Origin of the sequence: Amycolatopsis dongchuanensis (genome assembly GCF_039542405.1) — a bacterium.
In the GTDB taxonomy this organism is placed as follows: Bacteria; Actinomycetota; Actinomycetes; order Mycobacteriales; family Pseudonocardiaceae; genus Amycolatopsis_E; species Amycolatopsis_E sacchari.
On the sequence record NZ_BAABIB010000055.1, the window covers coordinates 1 to 18085 of the forward strand.

An 18085-nucleotide genomic window follows, 5' to 3' on the forward strand; every position below is an offset into this window, starting at 1 on the left:
CCGGCGGGCAGGCTCCAGGATGATCGGGGCCCAAAGGGATCTCACCTGGGGTGGGTGGCCGAGTTGAGTGATCATCCCGTCGCCTGCGGTTTGTGCATATCACTTTGAGGACCAGCCGCAAGCTTGGCGAGGCAACCGCAAGCGAGCAAAAAGGTTGCGGCTGCTCCTCAAAGTGATCCACCGGTTTCAGGCGACGGGATGATCACCCAACTCTCGGGGGCTGTCTTACGACAGCAGTGCCGTCCTGGTCCTTGGGAATCCTGACTTTCCCTTGTCGCTGGTCTTCACGGCCAGTACCTGGTTCACGCCGATCGAACCCCGCTCGAAGGTGAGCGCCGAAGCCGCCATGTACAGGCGCCAGACCCGTGCCCTGCCTTCGCTCGTCAGGCGGACCGCGTCCTGCCAGTGCTCTTCGAGGTTCGCGACCCACGCGCGCAGGGTCAGGGCGTAGTGCTCACGCAGCGCCTCGACGTCCCGGATCTCGAAACCGGCCTCCTCGATCGCGCCCGCCATGACGCTGACCGGCTCCAGTTCGCCGTCCGGGAAGACGTAGCGGTTGATGAACGACGTCTTGTCCGTCGTGCGGCCCGGGACGCCCGCCTTCCGCGAGATCGCGTGGTTGAGCAGCCTGCCCTCGGGCTTCAGCAGGTCGTACAGCGCCTTCGCGTAGGTGGGCAGCATCGACTGGCCCACGTGCTCCGCCATGCCGATGCTCGAAATCGCGTCGTAGGGGCCGTCCCGCACGTCGCGGTAGTCCTGGACCCTGATCTCCACCAGGTCCGACAGGCCTTCCTCCGCGACGCGCTTGCGGGCGAAATCCGCCTGCGCCTGCGACAGCGTGACCCCGACGGCCCGCGCGCCGTACTCCCGCGCCGCGTGGATGACGAACGTGCCCCAGCCGCAGCCGACGTCGAGCACCCGCATGCCCTCGCGCAGCCCCAGCTTCCGCGCCACGAGGTCGACCTTCGCGGTCTGCGCCTCCTCCAGCGAGGTGACCCCCTCGCCCCACACGGCACACGAGTACGTCATCGACGGGCCCAGCACGAGGGCGTAGAAGTCGTTGCCGACGTCGTAGTGGTGGCTGATCGCCTCCGCGTCACGGCGCTTCGAGTGCAGCCGGCCACCCAGCCGGATCTCCTCCGTGGGCGGCTTCGGCGGCAGGCCGAACGCACGCAGCCGCAGCCCGGTCTTGATCACGTCCCACTTGACCGCGCCGTCCACGTCCAGCGTCCCGGACTGCGAGCCGACAACCCGCTCCAGGTGGGAAAGGCTCTCGAAGAAATCCGATTCCACGTCGAGATCGCCCGAGACGAAACACCGGGCGATGCCCAGTTCGTTGGGCGCCCACACCAGCCTGCGCAGGGCCCGGCGCCGCCGCAGCACCAGCCGCACGGGCGCGTCCGGCGGACCGGCCTCGCTCCCGTCCCAGCAGCGGATACGGAGCGGGATTTCGCCGCCCAGGACCGCACGGACCAAACCGTAGACGGATTCGGCGGCAGCATTTCGCGAGGTCACCACGTACCTCATTCAAGCACTCACACGGAGTTCACGCGAAGGTCCGCGAGGTGATTCGCCCGAACTGCCGGAAATACGGCCGTGTACTTTCCCACAGCAATGCCGCGGGAAAGCACACGGCCGTTCTGCTACTCCAGCACCAGCAGGAGGTCGCCGCCCTCGACCTGCTGCACCGAGTTGATGGCGAGCCTGGCCACCTTGCCGCCCGTCGCGGCGGTGATGGACGCCTCCATCTTCATCGCCTCGATCGTGGCGACCGTGGCACCGGCGGCCACCTCGTCACCCTCGCGCACCGAAAGCGTGACGACCCCGGCGAACGGCGCGGCCACGTGCTTCGGGTTGGCCTTGTCCGCCTTCTCCGCCGTGGGCAGGTCCGAGGCCACCGACCGGTCACGCACCTGGATCGGCCGCAGCTGCCCGTTCAGCGTGGACATCACCGTGCGCATCCCGCGCTCGTCGGCCTCGCCGATCGCCTCCAGCTCGATGAGCAGCCGCACCCCGGGCTCCAGGTCGACCTGGTACTCCTCCCCCGGCCGCAGCCCGTAGAAGAAGTCCTTGCTCGGCAGCACGCTCGTGTCACCGTAGGCCTCCCGGTGCGCCTCGAACTCCTTCGTCGGCCCGGGGAACAGCAGCCGGTTCAGCGTCCGGCGACGGTCCGTCGCGAGCGCCTCGCGGTCCTCGGCGGACAGCTCCGCGACCGGCTTCCGCTCGGCACGGCCCTCCAGCGCCTTGGTGCGGAACGGCTCCGGCCAGCCGCCGGGCGGGTCGCCCAGCTCGCCGCGCAGGAACCCGATCACCGAGTCCGGGATGTCGTAGCGGTTGGGCTCCGCCTCGAACTTCTCCGGTGAGACCCCCGCGCCCACGAGGTGCAGCGCGAGGTCACCGACCACTTTGGACGAAGGCGTGACCTTCACGAGGTGACCGAGGATCCGGTCCGCCGCCGCGTACATCGCCTCGATCTCCTCGAAGCGGTCACCCAGCCCCAGCGCCCGCGCCTGCGTGCGCAGGTTCGACAGCTGACCGCCCGGGATCTCGTGGTCGTACACGCGCCCGGTCGGCGATGCGAGCCCCGCCTCGAACGGCGCGTAGATCTTGCGCACGATCTCCCAGTACGGCTCCAGGTTCCCGACCGCCCGCAGGCTCAGGCCCGTCGGCCGCTCGGAGTGGTCCGTCGCGGCGACGATCGCCGACAGCGACGGCTGCGACGTCGTGCCCGCCATCGACGCGACCGCGCCGTCCACGGCGTCCGCCCCGGCGTTGATCGCCGCCAGGTACGTGCCCAGCTGGCCACCCGCCGTGTCGTGCGTGTGGATGTGCACCGGCAGGTCGAACTCCTTGCGCAGCGCGGAAACCAGCTTCGCCGCGGCCGGCGCGCGCAGCAGGCCCGCCATGTCCTTGATCGCCAGCACGTGGGCACCGGCACCGACGATCTGCTCGGCCAGCTTGAGGTAGTAGTCCAGCGTGTACAGCTTCTCGCCGGGGTCCGACAGGTCCGAGGTGTAGCACAACGCGACCTCGGCGACGGCCTTGCCGGTCTCCCGCACGGCTTCGATCGCCGGGCGCATCTGCTCGACGTCGTTGAGGGCGTCGAAGATCCGGAAGATGTCGATCCCGGTGTTCGTGGCCTCCTCGACGAAGGCGTTCGTCACCTCGGTCGGGTAGGGCGTGTAGCCGACGGTGTTCCGCCCGCGCAGCAGCATCTGCAGGCAGATGTTCGGCACCGCCTCACGCAGCCGCGCCAGCCGCTCCCACGGGTCCTCCGCGAGGAACCGCAGCGCCACGTCGTAGGTCGCGCCGCCCCAGCACTCCAGCGACAGCAGCTCCGGCAGGGTGTGCGCCACGACCGGCGCGACGGCCAGCAGGTCCTTCGTGCGGACGCGGGTGGCCAGCAGCGACTGGTGCGCGTCGCGGAACGTCGTGTCGGTGACCCCGATCGTCGGCGATTCCCGCAGCCAGCGCGCGAAACCCTCCGGGCCCAGCTCGGTCAGCTTCTGCTTCGACCCGGCCCGCGGCTCGCCGCTGGGCAGCTCCGGCAGCTTGCTCGCCGGGTCGATCAGGCGCGGGCGCTCGCCGTGCGGCTTGTTCACGGTGACGTCGGCGAGGTAGGTCAGCAGCCGCGTGCCGCGGTCGGCGGAGTGCCGCGCGGTGAGCAGGTGCGGACGCTCCTCGATGAACGACGTCGTCACGCGGCCGTTGCGGAAGTCCTCGTCGTCCAGGACGGCCTGCAGGAACGGGATGTTCGTGGCGACACCGCGGATGCGGAACTCCGCCAGCGCGCGGCGGGCGCGGTTCGCGGCAGTCTTGAAGTCACGCCCGCGGCAGGTGAGCTTGACGAGCATCGAGTCGAAGTGCGCGCTGATCTCCGTGCCCGCGAACGCCGTACCGCCGTCGAGCCGGATGCCGGAGCCGCCGGGCGAGCGGTAGGCGCTGATCATCCCGGTGTCCGGGCGGAACCCGTTGGCCGGGTCCTCGGTGGTGATGCGGCACTGCATCGCGGCGCCCCGCAGGTAGACCTTGTCCTGCGACAGGCCGAGGTCCGCGAGCGTCTCGCCGGACGCGATGCGCATCTGCGACTGCACGAGGTCGACGTCGGTGACCTCCTCGGTCACCGTGTGCTCGACCTGGATGCGCGGGTTCATCTCGATGAAGTGGTGCTGCCCGTTCTTGTCGAGCAGGAACTCGACGGTGCCGGCGTTGCGGTAGCCGATCCGGCGGGCGAACGCGACGGCGTCGTTGCAGATCCGCTCGCGGGTCTCGGGGTCGAGGTTCGGCGCGGGGGCCAGCTCGATGACCTTCTGGTGCCGCCGCTGGACGGAGCAGTCGCGCTCGAAGAGGTGGATGACGTTGCCCTCGCCGTCCGCGAGGATCTGCACCTCGATGTGGCGCGGGTCGACAACGGCCTTCTCCAGGAACACGGTGGGGTCGCCGAACGCGGACTCGGCCTCGCGCGAGGCGGCCTCGATCGACTCGCGCAGGTGCGCGGGGTCGTCCACGCGCCGCATACCGCGCCCGCCACCACCGGCGACGGCCTTGACGAACACGGGGAACCCGATCTCGTCGGCGGCGGCGACGAGGGCGTCCACGTCGGTCGACGGCTGCGAGGACCCGAGCACGGGCACGCCGGCCTCGCGGGCCGCGGCCACGGCGCGGGCCTTGTTGCCCGTCAGTTCCAGGATCTCCGCGCTGGGGCCGATGAAGGTGATCCCGGCCCGTTCACAGGCCAGCGCGAGGTCCGGGTTCTCGGACAGGAAGCCGTAACCGGGGTAGATGGCGTCGGCACCGGCCTTGCGCGCCGCGCCGACGATCTCGTCGACGGACAGGTACGCGCGCACGGGGTGGCCCTGGACGCCGATCTCGTAGGCTTCGTCGGCCTTCAGCCGGTGCAGTGAGTTGCGATCCTCGTACGGGAACACCGCTACCGTGCCCGCGCCCAGCTCATAGCCGGCGCGGAAGGCACGGATGGCGATCTCGCCACGGTTGGCGACGAGTACCTTCCGGAACATGCCCGGTCCTTCCTCTGGAGTTGGATCGGTGGATGGCTGACGTTACCTTGCCGATCCCGTGACGCGGGAGTTCTGTCCCGGGTGATGGACGTCATCCACCTTCGGAAACGGTCTCGGAAACGGTGCAGACGAGCCGGTCCGGCATGCGCTGTGGTACTGGCGCCCGCGCCCGAAGTGGACTCCGGATTCAGCCCGCTTGGGCCGCGGAGCCGGTGTAGAGCAGCCGGTTCGGCGTGCCCTGGGGGACACCGGTCAGCACGCCCGTCGTGGCGTTGGCGACGACCGCCGACGCGACCTCCGCGGGCGTCGCGGACGGGTGTTGCGCGCGGTAGAGCGCCGCCGCGCCCGCGACGAACGCCGCCGCCATCGAGGTGCCCGACGTCGTGACCGGGCCGCCCGGCGCGGCCGACGGGATGTCCACCCCGGGCGCGTACAGGTCGATCCCCGCCCCGAAGTTCGACTTCGGCGCGACGGCACCGTTGACGTCCATCGCGCCGACCGTGAGCACCTCCGGCACCCGGCCCGGCGACGACGTCGACACGTCCGCCGACGCCCAGCCCGCCGGCACGACCACCGGCATCACCCCGGCGAGCGCTTTCACGGCCGTGTCCAGCTGGTCGTTTCCGGGTCCGCCGATGCCGAGCATCGCGACCGCGGGCTGCGCCGCGTTCTGCGCGACCCAGCCGATGCCCGAGATGATGCTCAGCAGGTTCCCGTTCCCGCTGTCGTCGAGCACCTTGACCGGCACGATCCGCACGCCCTTCGCGACGCCGTACTCACTGCCACCGAGGATGCTCGCCAGCCGCGTGCCGTCGCCGTTGCGGTCGGTGGTGTCCGTGTTGCCGTCGACGAAGTTCTGCCCTGGCTGCACACGCCCGCCGAACTCCGGCTGCGTCGCGTCCACGCCGGTGTCGATGACGTACACCGTCACCTGGTCGGCCGTCGTGTCATAGCGGTACAGGTGGTCGGTGGCCCCGTCACGCTGGTCGATGCGGTCCAGGCCCCAGCTCGGCGGGTTGTCCTGCCGGCCCGAGTCGGCCAGCGCCGGCGCCGCCGCCGAGAACGTGGCGGCGAGGGTCAGGAGCAACGAGATCGCGGTGCGCGCCGGAAACCTGTTCACATCCGGCAGCGTGAACCGCTCACCCACAGGGCACAAACGCTGTCCCACCATCAGGGGACTACGTCTTCTCCAGGTACTCAGCCCGCTCGTCGTCGACGACGGAGGCCACCAGGTGCGCCAGCCCGGGGTGCTTCGCCAGTGACGGGTCCTCCGCCACGACCTCCTGCGCCCGCTCCCGCGCCTCGGCGATGATCTCCTCGTCCCGCAGCAACGACAGCAGCTTCAGGCTCGACCGCTTGCCGGACTGGGCGGCCCCCAGGATGTCGCCCTCGCGGCGCAGTTCCAGGTCCAGCCGGGACAGTTCGAAACCGTCCGTTGTGGACTCCACCGCGGCCAGCCGCTCCCGCGTGGACGTCCCGTCGATCGCCTCCGTGACCAGCAGACACAGGCCGGGCACGCTGCCCCGGCCGACACGGCCACGCAGCTGGTGCAGCTGGCTCACCCCGAACCGGTCGGCGTCCATGATCACCATCGCGGTCGCGTTCGGCACGTTCACCCCGACCTCGATCACCGTCGTCGCCACGAGCACGTCCAGCTTCCCCGCGGCGAAGGCCCGCATCACGGCGTCCTTCTCGTCGGTGGGCAGCCGCCCGTGCAGCACGCCGATCCGCAACCCCGCGAGCGGCCCGGCCTCCAGCTCCGCGGCGACGTCCAGCACCGCGAGCGGCGGCCGCTTGTCGCTCTTGTCCGACGGCGGCTCGTCCCCGATGCGCGGGCACACGACGTACGCCTGGTGCCCCTTCTGGACCTCCTCGCGCACCCGCTGCCACACGCGGTCCAGCCACGCGGGTTTCTCGGCGACCGGCACGACGGTCGTGGAGATCGGCGAACGGCCCACCGGCATCACGCGCAGCGCCGACGTCTCCAGGTCGCCGTACACCGTCATCGCGACCGTGCGCGGGATCGGCGTCGCCGTCATCACGAGCACGTGCGGGCTCGTGTCGTTCGCACCCCTCGTGCGCAACGCGTCCCGCTGCTCGACGCCGAACCGGTGCTGCTCGTCCACGACCACGAACCCCAGGTCCGCGAAGGACACCGTGTCCTGGATCAGCGCGTGCGTGCCGACGACGATGCCCGCCGCGCCGCTCGCCGCGTCCAGCAGCGCCTGCTTGCGCTCCTTGGCCGACATCGACCCGGTGAGCAGCGTGACCTTCGTGGCCTGCTCCGCCGCGCCCAGCTCACCCGCCTGCCCCAGCTCGCCGAGCATCTCCCGCAACGACCGCGCGTGCTGCGCCGCCAGCACCTCGGTGGGCGCGAGCATCGCCGCCTGGCGGCCCGCGTCGACCACCTGCAGCATCGCCCGCAGCGCGACGACGGTCTTGCCGCTGCCGACCTCGCCCTGCAGCAGCCGGTTCATCGGGTGCTCGCCGGACAGGTCGGCGCCGATGTGCTCGCCCACCTCGCGCTGCCCGCTCGTCAGCTCGAACGGCAGCCGCTGGTCGAACGCTTCGAGGAGGCCGCCCGGCTTCGGCGGGCACGCGGGCGCGGGCCGTGACACGGCGGAGAACCGGCGCTGCGCGAAGATCAGCTGGATCGCCATCGCCTCGTCCCACTTGAGCCGCTCGCGCGCGGCCTCCAGCGCGCGCTGGTCCTGCGGGCGGTGGATGGCGTGCAGCGCGTCGAAGAGCTCCAGGAAGCCGTAGCGCTTGAGCAGTTCGGCCGGCATCGGGTCCGGTTCGCGCTCCAGTGTGTCCAGCACCTGCCGCACGCACCGGGCGATGGACCACGACGGGACCCCCGACGCCGCCGGGTACACGGGGATGATCGCGCCGACGAAGTCGTCCATGGCGCTTTCGTTGTTCTCGTCGAGCATCTGGTACTCGGGGTTGGCCAGCTGCAGCTTGTTGCGGAACGCGGTGACCTTGCCTGCGAACAGGCCCGTCTTGCCCAGCTGCAGCTCCCGCTCGCGCTGGTGGGCGTTGCCGAAGAACGCGCACTCCAGCCTGCGGTACCCGTCGGTGATCGTCATTTCGAGGATCCACCCGGGCTTGTTCCGCATCCGGCGCTTGTTGACCTTTTCGATGCGCGCCATCACGGTGGCGTGCTCGCCGATCTCCAGCCCCGCGATGTCGGTCAGCTCGCCGCGTTCGGCGTAGCGGCGCGGGTAGTGGCGCAGCAGGTCGCCGACCGTGACGATGCCGAGGGCCTCGTCCAGTGCCGTCGCCGTCTTCTTGCCCAGCAACGGGGTCAGCTTGTCGCCAAGGACTGTCATTTCCTACTCCACGCCGATCAGCAGCACCGCTTCGGTCTGGCCGCCGGGGTAGCTCGCGAACTCGACCTCCGGCCGTTCCTCGCGCAGCCGGTCCGCCAGCTCCCGCGCCACCCCCTCGGGCGCCGCGGCGCCGGTCAGCACCGTGACCAGCTCGCCGCCGACCGCCAGCATCCGCCGCAGCACCGTCATCGCCGCGGTCACCAGGTTCTCCTCCGACAGCGGCTCCACCAGCACGACCTCACCGTCGACGAACCCGACGAGGTCGCCGGGGTGCGCCAGCCCCACCCAGGTTATCGACTCCTCTTCGGCGACCACGAGTTCGCCACGCCGCGTCGCCGCCGCGGCCTCCGCCATGGCCACGACGTCGTCGTTCACGCGGCGTCCGGGGTCGTGCACGGCGAGCGCGGCGAGCACCTGGACCGGGGAGGCACACGGGATGACGACGACCTCCCGGTCGCCGATCATGGCGTGCGCGGCCGTCTCGTCCGCGGCCTCGGTGAGCTGCGGATCGCCGGCGAGGATCGTGATGTGGCCGACAGCGCGGTCGGTGACCAGGCCCAGCATTTCCGCCACGCTCGGCTTCGTGCCCTGAGGCGCCGCGAGGACCGCGACGCCCTCTTCGCGCAGCAACTCGGCGAGACCCTCGCCTCGCACGACGGCGACGACGGTGCGGTCGGGCCCCGAGGGCGCTTCGATCGGCGTCGGCGTGATGAGCGGCTCTACGCGAATGCCGCGCGGGCGGCCGATTTCCAGCCCGGCCTCGATGGCGGCGCCGATGTCGGCGCAGTGGACGTGCACCGCGTACGCGCCGGAGCCGTCACCCGCGACCGTCACGCTGTCGCCGAGCGCGCTCAACGCGTGACGGAGTTGGGGCAGGTCGTCCTCGACGGCCTCGTCGAGGAGGTACATCACTTCCCACGCGTACGGCGCGGGCTCGGCGTCCTCGGACTCCGTGTGCGCTTCGCAGGAGTGGACGGGCTCGGTCGCCGTTCCCGTGACCACACCGGCGAGAGCGTCGAGGACCGCGACGAGCCCCCTCGCGCCCGCATCGACGACACCCGCCGACGCGAGGACGGGCAGCTGCTGCGGGGTCTGTTCGAGCGCCTCCGACGCGGCCTTGGCTGCCGTCGTGACGACTTCGTGCAGGTCCTGGCCCCGCACGGCGGTGGCGACCGCGTGCAGGACGGTGAGCATCGTGCCCGCGACCGGCCGGGCGACGGCGTCCGTGGCGACGCGGTCCGCGTGCACGAGAGCCTGCGCCAGCGCCTCGCCGTCCAGCTCCGCACGGCCGTCCGCGGCCTCGGCGAGCCCGCGCAGGACCTGGGAGAGGATGACGCCGGAGTTGCCGCGGGCGCTGCGGACGGCACCGCGGGCGAGCACGGTCAGCGCCTCCCCCGCGCCCGCCGTCGGCTCGGCGAGCGCCGCCCGCGCCCCGATCATGGTGTGGAGCAGGTTGGAGCCGGTGTCGGAGTCGGCCACCGGGTACACGTTGATGCCGTCGATGGCGGGCCGGAGCACGTCGAGGCTGTGCACGCACGCCGACGCCCAGGCCACCACCGCAGCCCCGTCCAACGCCCGCACTTCGCCGACCTCCTCACCCCGGTTCCCGGCAGCGTATCGACCCGGGCGCGGGAGCGGTGCGGACAGTCGTTACTATGGTCGAGTTGCCCGGCCCCGCTGGGCGTGGTTTGTCTTCCCTGAATGTCAAAGGAGTTCGACGTGGCTGCCGTGTGCGACGTCTGTGGCAAGGGACCCGGCTTCGGCAAGGCGGTCTCGCACTCCCACCGGCGTACCAACCGCCGCTGGAACCCGAACATCCAGACCGTCCATGCCAAGGTCGGTGTGTCCCAGCGCAAGCGCCTGAACGTGTGCACCTCGTGCCTCAAGGCAGGCAAGGTCGTCCGCGGCTGATCTGATCAGCTTCCAGGCCCGGGGAGACTGCCGTCCCCCGGGCCTTTTGGCGTGCCCGGGGGGACGACTTCCCAGTGCCTCCCGCGGCGTCGCCTGACGATGCCGTAACCACAGCCCGCGCTCAAGGCCGCGAAGAGGATCACCATCACGACGGACAGGGCGACCCCTCCCTTGGGCTCGGGGTTGGTCGCCAGCTCCGACAGGCCGGTCGCGACCATAAGCAAACCGAAAACTCCCGCTGCCCACAGAAGACCCTCCCAGGCGGCTCCGATCACCTTGGCCCGCACGGGCTCCGCCGGCGCCGCGGCAGGCTGGTGCACCTCGGACGCCGTTGCCGCGGGAGGCGCGACGGGCGGCACGAACGCCACTGGTACCGCATCCGCCGGCTTCGGCGGTGCCGCGGCGGTGACCGGCACGGGTTCCGCCGGGGCAGGAGCGGCGAAAGGCTTCTTGACCAGGAGATCCTGGCTGGTGTCGTCCGCACGGGCCATCGGCCGGGGCAAACCCTTCTTCGCCAGTGCGACCCGCAACTGTCGATCCAGCTCGTGCAGGGTCAGCGAACCGTCCCCTTCGGTGAGCAACCTCACCACCTCACCGGTGAAAGCCGTGTAGCGCTCACCCGGAACCGCCAGGGAAACCCGGTCCGCTTGGCTGGACGTGAGGATGTAGGTGCCGGCCACCTCGACCTGCTCGGCAGCGGCGGACTGCGCCGACATGGCACCGACGGCACGCCCGGAGAAGCAGCAGTCCAGAACCAGCACTCGCACTTGAGCCGGGCTGTCCTCGATGATCTTCTTGACCGTGGCGAAGGGCACCGCGGTGCCGTCGATCCCGTACGGGTCCGGATCGGTTTCCCGGACCGTCAGGTGCAGATCGCCGTTCCGGTCGAGCACCCCGTGCCCTGCGTAGTAGACGAGGAGGACGTCTTCGGCTGTCTCCGCGGCCCGGCGGAGCCGGACGAGCAGGCTTCGCGGTGAGTCAGGACTGTCGACGACAGTGCAGCCGAGGTGATCGAACACCGCACCCGGTGCTTCGACGAAGGCGCGGTGGAGACCACTGAGGTTGTTCCTGACCGCGGGCAGGTTCTGCAGGGAGGGATGCCGCTCGTAATCGCTCGTTCCGATCAGAACGACCCGGGATCGGGCGCCGTCCGGATATCTGCTCATCGCCGCCGTTCGCCGAAGAAATCGAAGACGCGTTCGACGATGGCGTCTGGTTGCTGCGCACCGTCGATCTCCAGGTCCGCCTCGCGGCCGTCCGGCTGCTTGAGCTTGAGTTTGATGGTCGAGCCGGCCCGGCGGCGCTCCAGCCAGGAGAACACGCTCTGGATCAGGACCGTCAGCGCACTTCCGCTGCCGAGGCCGACGGTCAGGACTTCGAGCGCTCCTCCCATTTCCCCCTCGGCGATGGCGGCGTGCCCCAGCCGTGTCCGGCCACGCAGCTCACGAGCGGGTGTCAGCCATTTCTCCAGCGACCGCAGCTCTTCCGGCGCTTCCGCGCAACGGAATTCCACACTCCCCAGCACGCCGGCTCCTGTTGATCGGCTCGAAATCGGAACTCAGCGTACTCGATGGACAGCTCGTTGTCCGGAATCAGGACAATTTCCAGTCGATCGGCTTGCCGCCCTGCTGTTCCAGCAGTTCGTTCGCGCGGCTGAAGGGCCGCGAGCCGAAGAACCCGTTGTGCGCCGAAAGCGGGCTGGGGTGCACCGATTCGATGCACGGCACCCCCTTCAGCAGCGGCTTCAGGCTCCGCGCCTGCGAACCCCACAGGATCGCCACCAGCGGGCCGCCGCGCTCGGCCAGTGCGCGGATCGCCTGCTCGGTGATCTCCTCCCAGCCCTTGCCCTTGTGCGAGTTCGGCGAGCCGGGGCGCACGGTCAGCGCCCTGTTGAGCAGCAGCACGCCCTGCTCGGTCCACGGCGTGAGGTCGCCGTTGGCGGGTGGCGGGTAGCCGAGGTCCGCGCAGTACTCCTGGAAGATGTTGATCAGGCTCTTGGGCAGCGGGCGCACGTCGGGCGCCACCGCGAAGCACAGGCCGATCGGGTGGCCGGGCGTCGGGTACGGGTCCTGGCCGACGATGAGCACCCGCACGTCCGCGAAGGGCTGCTGGAAAGCCCGCAGCACGTGCTCCCCCGCGGGCAGGTACCGCCTGCCGGCGGCGATCTCCGCCCGCAGGAAGTCGCCCATCGCGGCGATCCGGTCGCCGACCGGCGCCAGCGCCTCAGCCCAGCCCGCTTCCACCACTTCCGCCAACGGTTTCGCAGCCACGGCCCGCGACTCTAGTCCGCCGGGTCGAGCCGCCGGAGTTCGGCTCGGAACACCTTCGCGCGCTCCACGTACCCGTCCACCACGCGCTGGATCTGCTCCGCCCCGAACGACGAGTTCGGCCGGGTTTTCGCGGGCACGCCGAGCGCGATGTGCCCGGACGGCACGTGCGAGCGGTACGACAGGACGGCGCCCGCCCCGACCATGCCGCCGTCCTCGACGACGCTTCCGTTGAGCACCACCGATCCCGACGCGATCAGGCAGCCGCTGCCGATCCGCGCGCCCTCGACGTGCACGGCATGCCCGATCGCCGAGCCGGGCCCGAGGATCGTGGGGTCCTCGGCGGTGCAGTGCACGACGCAGCCGTCCTGGATGTTCGACCGCTCCCCCACCTCGATGTAGCCGTGGTCCCCGCGCAGCACGGTCTGCGGCCAGACCGACGCGTAGGCGCCGATCCGCACGTCGCCGATCACGGTCGCGTCCGGGTGGACGTAGGCCTGGGGGTGGATGCGGGGGACGCGGTCGCCGAGCGCGTAGATGGCCATGCGGTTCCTTTCGTGAAGGCTCTGGGCACGCTGTTCTCTACGACGAGTGCATAGCACTCGCACCGCAGGGTGCTCGTGGGTCGCCGGGACGCAGGTGCAACGGAACCTCCGGCGAGGAGTGACCTCAGCCCAGCGCCTTTCCGAGGCACAGGCTCAGTTCGTCGTCCCGGTAGTAGCCGAACTTCGGGATCTCCTCGTAGCCGGACGAGCGGTACAGCGCGATCGCCTCGGGTTGCTTCTGGCCCGTCTCCAGTACGGCCCTCCGGTGCCCCGCCGCGGCCGCCGTGCGCTCCAGCTCCGCCAGCACCGCCCGCGCCAAACCGTTGCCACGCAAGGATTTCACGACGTACATCCGCTTGAACTCGGCATCGCCCGGCAGCAGTCCCGGCGGCGGCTCCTCGTGCGTGCGCCAGCCGCCGCACGCCACCGGGGCGCCGTCGAGGTAGCCCACCAGGAACAGCCCGCGCGGCGGCGCGAACTCCGCGGGATCGACGGCCGTCTCGTCGGGGCCGCCGTAGCGGACGACGTACTCCTGCTGAACCTCCTCGGTCAGCTTGACGGCGTCGGGAGCGTCGAAAGGGGTCACACGCAGGTCCACGCGATCAACTTAACCAGTGCTGCCAACCGCTTTCCCCGGCGTACGCGGCTCCGTCGACCGTGACCCCGGAATCCGGCATCGTCACCGCGCCGATGCGCCGCCAGCCCTCCGGCAGGTCCGCGAACGGCGGGAAGGTCGCCGCGAGCGCGTGGTCCTCACCGCCCGTGAGCACCCAGTGCAGCGGGTCCGCGCCCAGCGCCGTGCCGACCTCGACGAGCCGGGGGTGCACGTCGAGCAGCTCGGTGCGCACGTCGATGCCGACGCCCGAGGCCTCGGCGATGTGCCCGAGGTCGGCGAGCAGGCCGTCCGACACGTCGATCATCGCCGTCGCGCCGGCCTTCGCCGCGGCGGGACCGGCGGCGTACACCGGCTCGGGGAAGCGCTGGGCGTTGGCGACCGAGACCGGCGAGCGGAAACCGCGGTGCAGCACGGCGAGTCCCGCCGCGGCCCAGCCGAGCCGTCCGCACACCGCGACGACGTCACCGGGCCGGGCACCCGAACGCGTGATCGCCGCTCGCCCACGCAGGTCACCGAGGGCCGTGATGCTCACCACGAGCTGATCGGCCTGCACCATGTCCCCGCCCACGACACCCGCGCCCGCGCCCGCGGCCTCCTCCCACATGCCGTCGGTGAGGCCCCGCACCAGGTCGGCCGGCGTGTCGGCGGGGCACGCCAGCCCCACGAGCACCGCCGTCGGCACCGCGCCCATCGCCGCGATGTCGGCGAGGTTCACCGCGACCGCCTTGCGGCCGACCTGTTGCGGGGTGGACCAGTCCAGCCGGAAGTGCACGCCCTGGACCAGCACGTCGGTGCTGGCGACGACCCGGCTATCGGCCGCGGCGACCACCGCCGCGTCGTCACCCGGCCCGAGCAGCGTGCTCTCCGGCTGTCGTCTGTTCTCCGTCACCGCCCGGATGAGACCGAACTCACCCAGTTCGGCGACGGTGCTGCCGTTCGGCACGTGCTGTGACGACACTCGCCTGCTCCGTCCCTCGTAAGTCGGAAAGTCGGATGACCTATGGTCTCCCCGTTGGGGTAGGTTCTTCCCACGTTCCTACCGTGAGGGCGACGAAGAAGACGAAGGGGCGCGCCGTGGTCCACGCATACATCCTCATCCAGACCGAAGTCGGCAAGGCCGCGGCGGTCGCGGCGGAGATCTCGGGCATCCCCGGCGTCACCACCTCCGAGGACGTGACGGGCCCGTACGACGTGATCGTGCGCGCCGAGGCCGACACCGTCGACCAGCTCGGACAGCTCGTCGTCGCGAAGGTGCAGGGCGTGGAGGGCATCACCCGCACCCTCACCTGCCCGGTGGTACACCTCTAGACCGTGCCCGAAGAACAGACCGGCGCCCCGCCGCGGCGCGTGCTCGTGCTCGCCGCGGTGCTGGCCGTGGCGCTCGCGGCGGGCGTCGCCGTGCTCAGCCTGGTCACACGCTCCGAACAGGACAAACCCGCCGATGGCCCGCTCGCGCTCGTGACCGTGCCGGCCTCCCAGGCGGACTCGCCGGAGTGCGCCACGCTCGTGCCCGCGCTGCCCGCGCAGCTGACGTCGAACGGCACGACGCTGAACCGGAGGGAGATCGCCGAGCCCGCGCCGCCGGCGACCGTGGCATGGGGCGCCCCCGACGCGATCGTGCTGCGCTGCGGCATCGACCGCCCGGCCGAGCTGACGCAGACCTCCCAGCTGCGGACGGTCTCGGGCGTCCAATGGCTCCCGATCGAGGGCGACGGCACCTCGACGTGGTACGTCGTCGACCGCAACGTCTACGTCGCGCTCACGGTCCCGGACTCCGCGGGGACCGGGCCGCTGCAGACCATCTCGGACCTCGTGGCCGCCAAGCTCCCCGCGGTGCCGCTGCGCTTCTAGCGCGGCGCCGGTCAGCGGAGGCCGGTGCCCCTGGCGAGCGCGGTGTCGATCAGCGTCGTCAGCAGGGTGCGGAAGTCCAGGCCCGTGACGGCCCACATCTTCGGGTACGCCGACGTCGCCGTGAAGCCGGGCATCGTGTTGACCTCGTTGACCGTCAGCTCACCGTTCGCGCCCACGAAGAAGTCCACGCGGGCCAGGCCCTGGCAGTCCAGCGCGTGGAAGGCCCGCACGGCCTGCTCGCGGAGCCGCTCGGTCACCACGTCGTCGAGCTTCGCGGGGATGTCGAGCTCGGCGTCCTCACCGAGGTACTTGGTTTCGAAGTCGTACCAGGCGCTCTCGTCGTTCGACAGCACCCGGATCTCCGCGGGCAGCGACGCCTCGACGCGCCCGTCGGGGAACTCCAGCACCCCGCACTCGACCTCGCGCCCCACGACCGCGGCCTCGACCAGCACCTTCGGGTCCGTCTCCCGGGCCAGCGCGATCGCGTCGTCCAGCTGCGCCCAGTCGGTCACCTTGCTGATCCCGATGGACGAACCGGCGCGCGCGGGCTTCACGAACACCGGCAGCCCGAGCCGTTCGCGGTCGGCCTCGCTGACGGTGGACTCGCCGCGGCGCAGCGCCACGTACTCGCCCACCGGAAGCCCTTCCGCCGCCAGCAGCTTCTTCGCGTACTCCTTGTCCATCGCCGCGGCACTGGCGAGCACCCCGGCGCCCACGTAGGGCAGCCCGGCCAGCTCCAGCAGCCCCTGGATGGTGCCGTCCTCGCCGAAAGCGCCGTGCAGCACGGGGAACACGACGTCGACGCCACCGAGCGCGGCCGCGCCCGGTTCGACGGACACCAGTTCGTGCCGCGTCGGGTCACCGGCGAGCACGAGCGCCTGGCCGGTCTCGTCGACGGTCGGCAGCTCCGAACCGCGGATGCTCAGCCGCTCCGGGTCGGAGGTGCCCAGCACCCAGCCGCCCTCCTTGGTGATGCCGATCGGCACGACCTCGAACCGGTCCGGATCGAGGTGCGCCAGCACGCTGCCGGCGGAGACGCAGGAGATGGTGTGCTCGGTGCTGCGGCCGCCGAACACCACGGCAACCCGCGTCTTTCGATCCGTCATGAGCCGTCACCCTACCGGGCGCTTGCCGTCACAGGCTCAGCGCAGTAATTCCACCAGGACATCCAGTGCGTCACGCAGGGCTTCCCGCGAACAGCCGGCGTACCCGATCGTCACACCGGATGCGGTGGGGGTACCCGCGAAATGCCGGGAAAGCCCGTCCAGCAGGATGTTCCGCCGTTCCGCGGCACGCAACCGCTCCCGCTCGGCCGCCGGGGAATCCAGTGGTACCACCAGGTGTGCGCCCGCCTCGTCCCCCAGCACCGGCACCCCACCGGCCCGCAGCGCCGAAACCAGCAGCATCCGCCGCTCGGACAGCTCACGCCGCAGCTTCCGCAGGTGCCGTCCCAGATCCCCGTGCCGCGCCAGCTCGATCAGCACCCGCTGCCCCGCGGGCGAAGGGCGGGTGCCGGTCCGGTCGCGGTAGGCCAGCACTGCCGAGGTGACCGCGGGCGGTGCGACCATCCAGCCCGCGCCCAGCGTCGGGGTGAGGATCTTGCTCGTGGTGCCCAGGTGCGCGACGACGTCCGGGGCGAGCGCGGCGAGCAGCGGCAACGGGGCGACGTCGAAACGCAGCTCGCCGTCGTAGTCGTCCTCGATGATCAGCAGGTTCTCCCGGCGGGCGCGCTCCACCAGGTCCACCCGGCGGCCCGCGCTCATCCTGCTGCCCATCGGGTACTGGTGCGCGGGCGAGCAGTAGACCGCCCGCACGCCAGGGGGAATCGCGTCCGGCCGCAGCCCCTCCTCGTCCACCGGCACCCCCACGACCGTCAGCCCCGCCGACCGCAGCGCCTGCACCGCGCGCTGGTACCCCGGTTCCTCGACGGCCACCACGTCACCGGACTCGAAGACCGCGCCGGCGAGTTCGACGACGGCCGCCGTCGTGCCGCCGGTGGCGAGCACGAAATCCGTGCCGACGGCGAGCCCGCGGTGGCGCAGCAGGTGTTCGGCGATCGCCGCGCGGTAGTCCGGCAGGCCGGCGCGGTGCGCGCGGGACAACGGCGGCGCGTCGGCGGCGGCCCGCCACGCGCGGCGCCACGCGGCGCGGTCCAGACCAGCCGCCCACGGCGTGCCCGGGGTGAGGTCCAGAACTCCGTCGGGTTCGTGCTGCTCCCCCGGTACCGTGCGGTGGACGGGACGGTCGCTGGGCGGTGACGTCGTGACGTAGGTGCCCGAACCGTGCCGCCCGGCGATCCAGCCTTCGGCGTGCAACTGTTCGTACGCCGCGGAAGTCACGGTCCGGCTGACGCCGAGCCGTTCGGCGAGCGCGCGCGTGGAGGGCAGCCGGTCGCCGCCCCGCAGGTGACCGCCGGCCGCGGACTCGCGCAAGGCGTCGGCGAGTTGCACCGCGAGCGGCACCGGGGACTCGCGGTCGAGCGTCACGGGCAGAGCGGTACCGGAGTGCGTCATGCCAAAGTGGACCTTTCAAATGGGCCGATAGT

The 18085-nt window shown here is 71.2% G+C and carries 16 protein-coding genes; 3 read left to right on the forward strand and 13 right to left on the reverse strand.

The window, feature by feature from the left end; translation table 11 throughout:
- Positions 1-225 precede the first annotated feature (225 nt).
- From ABFX51_RS11990 to ABFX51_RS12010, 5 genes are all read right to left on the reverse strand, one after another.
- Positions 226-1518, reverse strand: coding sequence for a class I SAM-dependent methyltransferase (locus tag ABFX51_RS11990; protein WP_428832469.1), 1293 nt, complete (start codon positions 1516-1518; stop codon positions 226-228).
- Between the two features lie 125 nt (positions 1519-1643).
- Complete coding sequence (locus ABFX51_RS11995; protein WP_091516408.1) at positions 1644-5018, reverse strand: pyruvate carboxylase; 3375 nt, start codon at positions 5016-5018, stop codon at positions 1644-1646.
- A 187-nt stretch (positions 5019-5205) separates the two neighbouring features.
- Positions 5206-6138, reverse strand: coding sequence for a S8 family peptidase (locus ABFX51_RS12000; protein WP_346053757.1), 933 nt, complete (start codon positions 6136-6138; stop codon positions 5206-5208).
- 58 nt (positions 6139-6196) lie between these two features.
- Positions 6197-8350 carry an ATP-dependent DNA helicase RecG gene (gene recG / locus ABFX51_RS12005; RefSeq protein ID WP_346053758.1) on the reverse strand — a complete coding sequence of 718 codons (2154 nt, stop codon included), beginning with the start codon at positions 8348-8350 and terminating at the stop codon, positions 6197-6199.
- Between the two features lie 3 nt (positions 8351-8353).
- Positions 8354-9931, reverse strand: a complete 1578-nt coding sequence (locus tag ABFX51_RS12010) for a DAK2 domain-containing protein (RefSeq protein WP_346053759.1) — start codon at positions 9929-9931, stop codon at positions 8354-8356.
- A 138-nt stretch (positions 9932-10069) separates the two neighbouring features.
- Here ABFX51_RS12010 and rpmB point away from each other — a divergent pair, with 138 nt between their 5' ends.
- A complete protein-coding gene (gene rpmB, locus ABFX51_RS12015; RefSeq protein ID WP_091516398.1) occupies positions 10070-10261 on the forward strand; it encodes a 50S ribosomal protein L28 in 192 nt (63 codons plus the stop codon).
- A 5-nt stretch (positions 10262-10266) separates the two neighbouring features.
- Here the strand turns inward: rpmB and ABFX51_RS12020 are convergent, their stop codons facing one another.
- The 6 genes from ABFX51_RS12020 to ABFX51_RS12045 form a co-directional block, all read right to left on the reverse strand.
- Complete coding sequence (locus ABFX51_RS12020) at positions 10267-11427, reverse strand: caspase family protein (protein ID WP_091516396.1); 1161 nt, start codon at positions 11425-11427, stop codon at positions 10267-10269.
- Entirely contained in the window at positions 11424-11786 is a 363-nt protein-coding gene (locus ABFX51_RS12025) for an effector-associated constant component EACC1 (RefSeq protein WP_091516393.1), read from the reverse strand. Before ABFX51_RS12025 ends, ABFX51_RS12020 begins: the two co-directional genes overlap by 4 nt.
- Before the next feature lie 67 nt (positions 11787-11853).
- On the reverse strand, positions 11854-12531 hold the full coding sequence (locus tag ABFX51_RS12030) for a uracil-DNA glycosylase (protein ID WP_091516390.1): 678 nt from the start codon (positions 12529-12531) through the stop codon (positions 11854-11856).
- A gap of 11 nt (positions 12532-12542) precedes the next feature.
- A complete protein-coding gene (locus tag ABFX51_RS12035) occupies positions 12543-13073 on the reverse strand; it encodes a gamma carbonic anhydrase family protein (protein ID WP_091516388.1) in 531 nt (176 codons plus the stop codon).
- Between the two features lie 124 nt (positions 13074-13197).
- On the reverse strand, positions 13198-13671 hold the full coding sequence (locus tag ABFX51_RS12040) for a GNAT family N-acetyltransferase (protein ID WP_091516385.1): 474 nt from the start codon (positions 13669-13671) through the stop codon (positions 13198-13200).
- Between the two features lie 4 nt (positions 13672-13675).
- The gene (locus ABFX51_RS12045; RefSeq protein WP_245783421.1) at positions 13676-14647 is read right to left on the reverse strand and encodes a thiamine-phosphate kinase; all 972 of its coding nucleotides are present in this window, start codon (positions 14645-14647) and stop codon (positions 13676-13678) included.
- Positions 14648-14763: 116 nt separating this feature from the next.
- Here ABFX51_RS12045 and ABFX51_RS12050 point away from each other — a divergent pair, with 116 nt between their 5' ends.
- Both ABFX51_RS12050 and ABFX51_RS12055 read left to right on the forward strand, forming a co-directional pair.
- Positions 14764-14997, forward strand: coding sequence for an Lrp/AsnC ligand binding domain-containing protein (locus tag ABFX51_RS12050; RefSeq protein ID WP_091516423.1), 234 nt, complete (start codon positions 14764-14766; stop codon positions 14995-14997).
- 3 nt (positions 14998-15000) lie between these two features.
- Complete coding sequence (locus tag ABFX51_RS12055; RefSeq protein WP_091516383.1) at positions 15001-15540, forward strand: DUF3515 domain-containing protein; 540 nt, start codon at positions 15001-15003, stop codon at positions 15538-15540.
- Positions 15541-15551: 11 nt separating this feature from the next.
- Here the strand turns inward: ABFX51_RS12055 and ABFX51_RS12060 are convergent, their stop codons facing one another.
- Together ABFX51_RS12060 and pdxR are read right to left on the reverse strand one after the other, a co-directional pair.
- Positions 15552-16646, reverse strand: coding sequence for a D-alanine--D-alanine ligase family protein (locus ABFX51_RS12060; RefSeq protein WP_346053760.1), 1095 nt, complete (start codon positions 16644-16646; stop codon positions 15552-15554).
- A 36-nt stretch (positions 16647-16682) separates the two neighbouring features.
- The gene (pdxR, locus tag ABFX51_RS12065; RefSeq protein WP_346053761.1) at positions 16683-18053 is read right to left on the reverse strand and encodes a MocR-like pyridoxine biosynthesis transcription factor PdxR; all 1371 of its coding nucleotides are present in this window, start codon (positions 18051-18053) and stop codon (positions 16683-16685) included.
- Between the last annotated feature and the right edge of the window lie 32 nt (positions 18054-18085).

Excerpts from the sequence above, each read along its gene's own strand:
- ABFX51_RS11995 (WP_091516408.1), bottom strand. The coding sequence starts at position 5,018 with ATGTTCCGGAAGGTACTCGTCGCCAACCGTGGCGAGATCGCCATCCGT.
- recG (WP_346053758.1), bottom strand. The coding sequence starts at position 8,350 with ATGACAGTCCTTGGCGACAAGCTGACCCCGTTGCTGGGCAAGAAGACG.
- ABFX51_RS12020 (WP_091516396.1), bottom strand. The coding sequence starts at position 11,427 with ATGAGCAGATATCCGGACGGCGCCCGATCCCGGGTCGTTCTGATCGGA.
- ABFX51_RS12035 (WP_091516388.1), bottom strand. The coding sequence starts at position 13,073 with ATGGCCATCTACGCGCTCGGCGACCGCGTCCCCCGCATCCACCCCCAG.
- ABFX51_RS12060 (WP_346053760.1), bottom strand. The coding sequence starts at position 16,646 with ATGACGGATCGAAAGACGCGGGTTGCCGTGGTGTTCGGCGGCCGCAGC.
- pdxR (WP_346053761.1), bottom strand. The coding sequence starts at position 18,053 with ATGACGCACTCCGGTACCGCTCTGCCCGTGACGCTCGACCGCGAGTCC.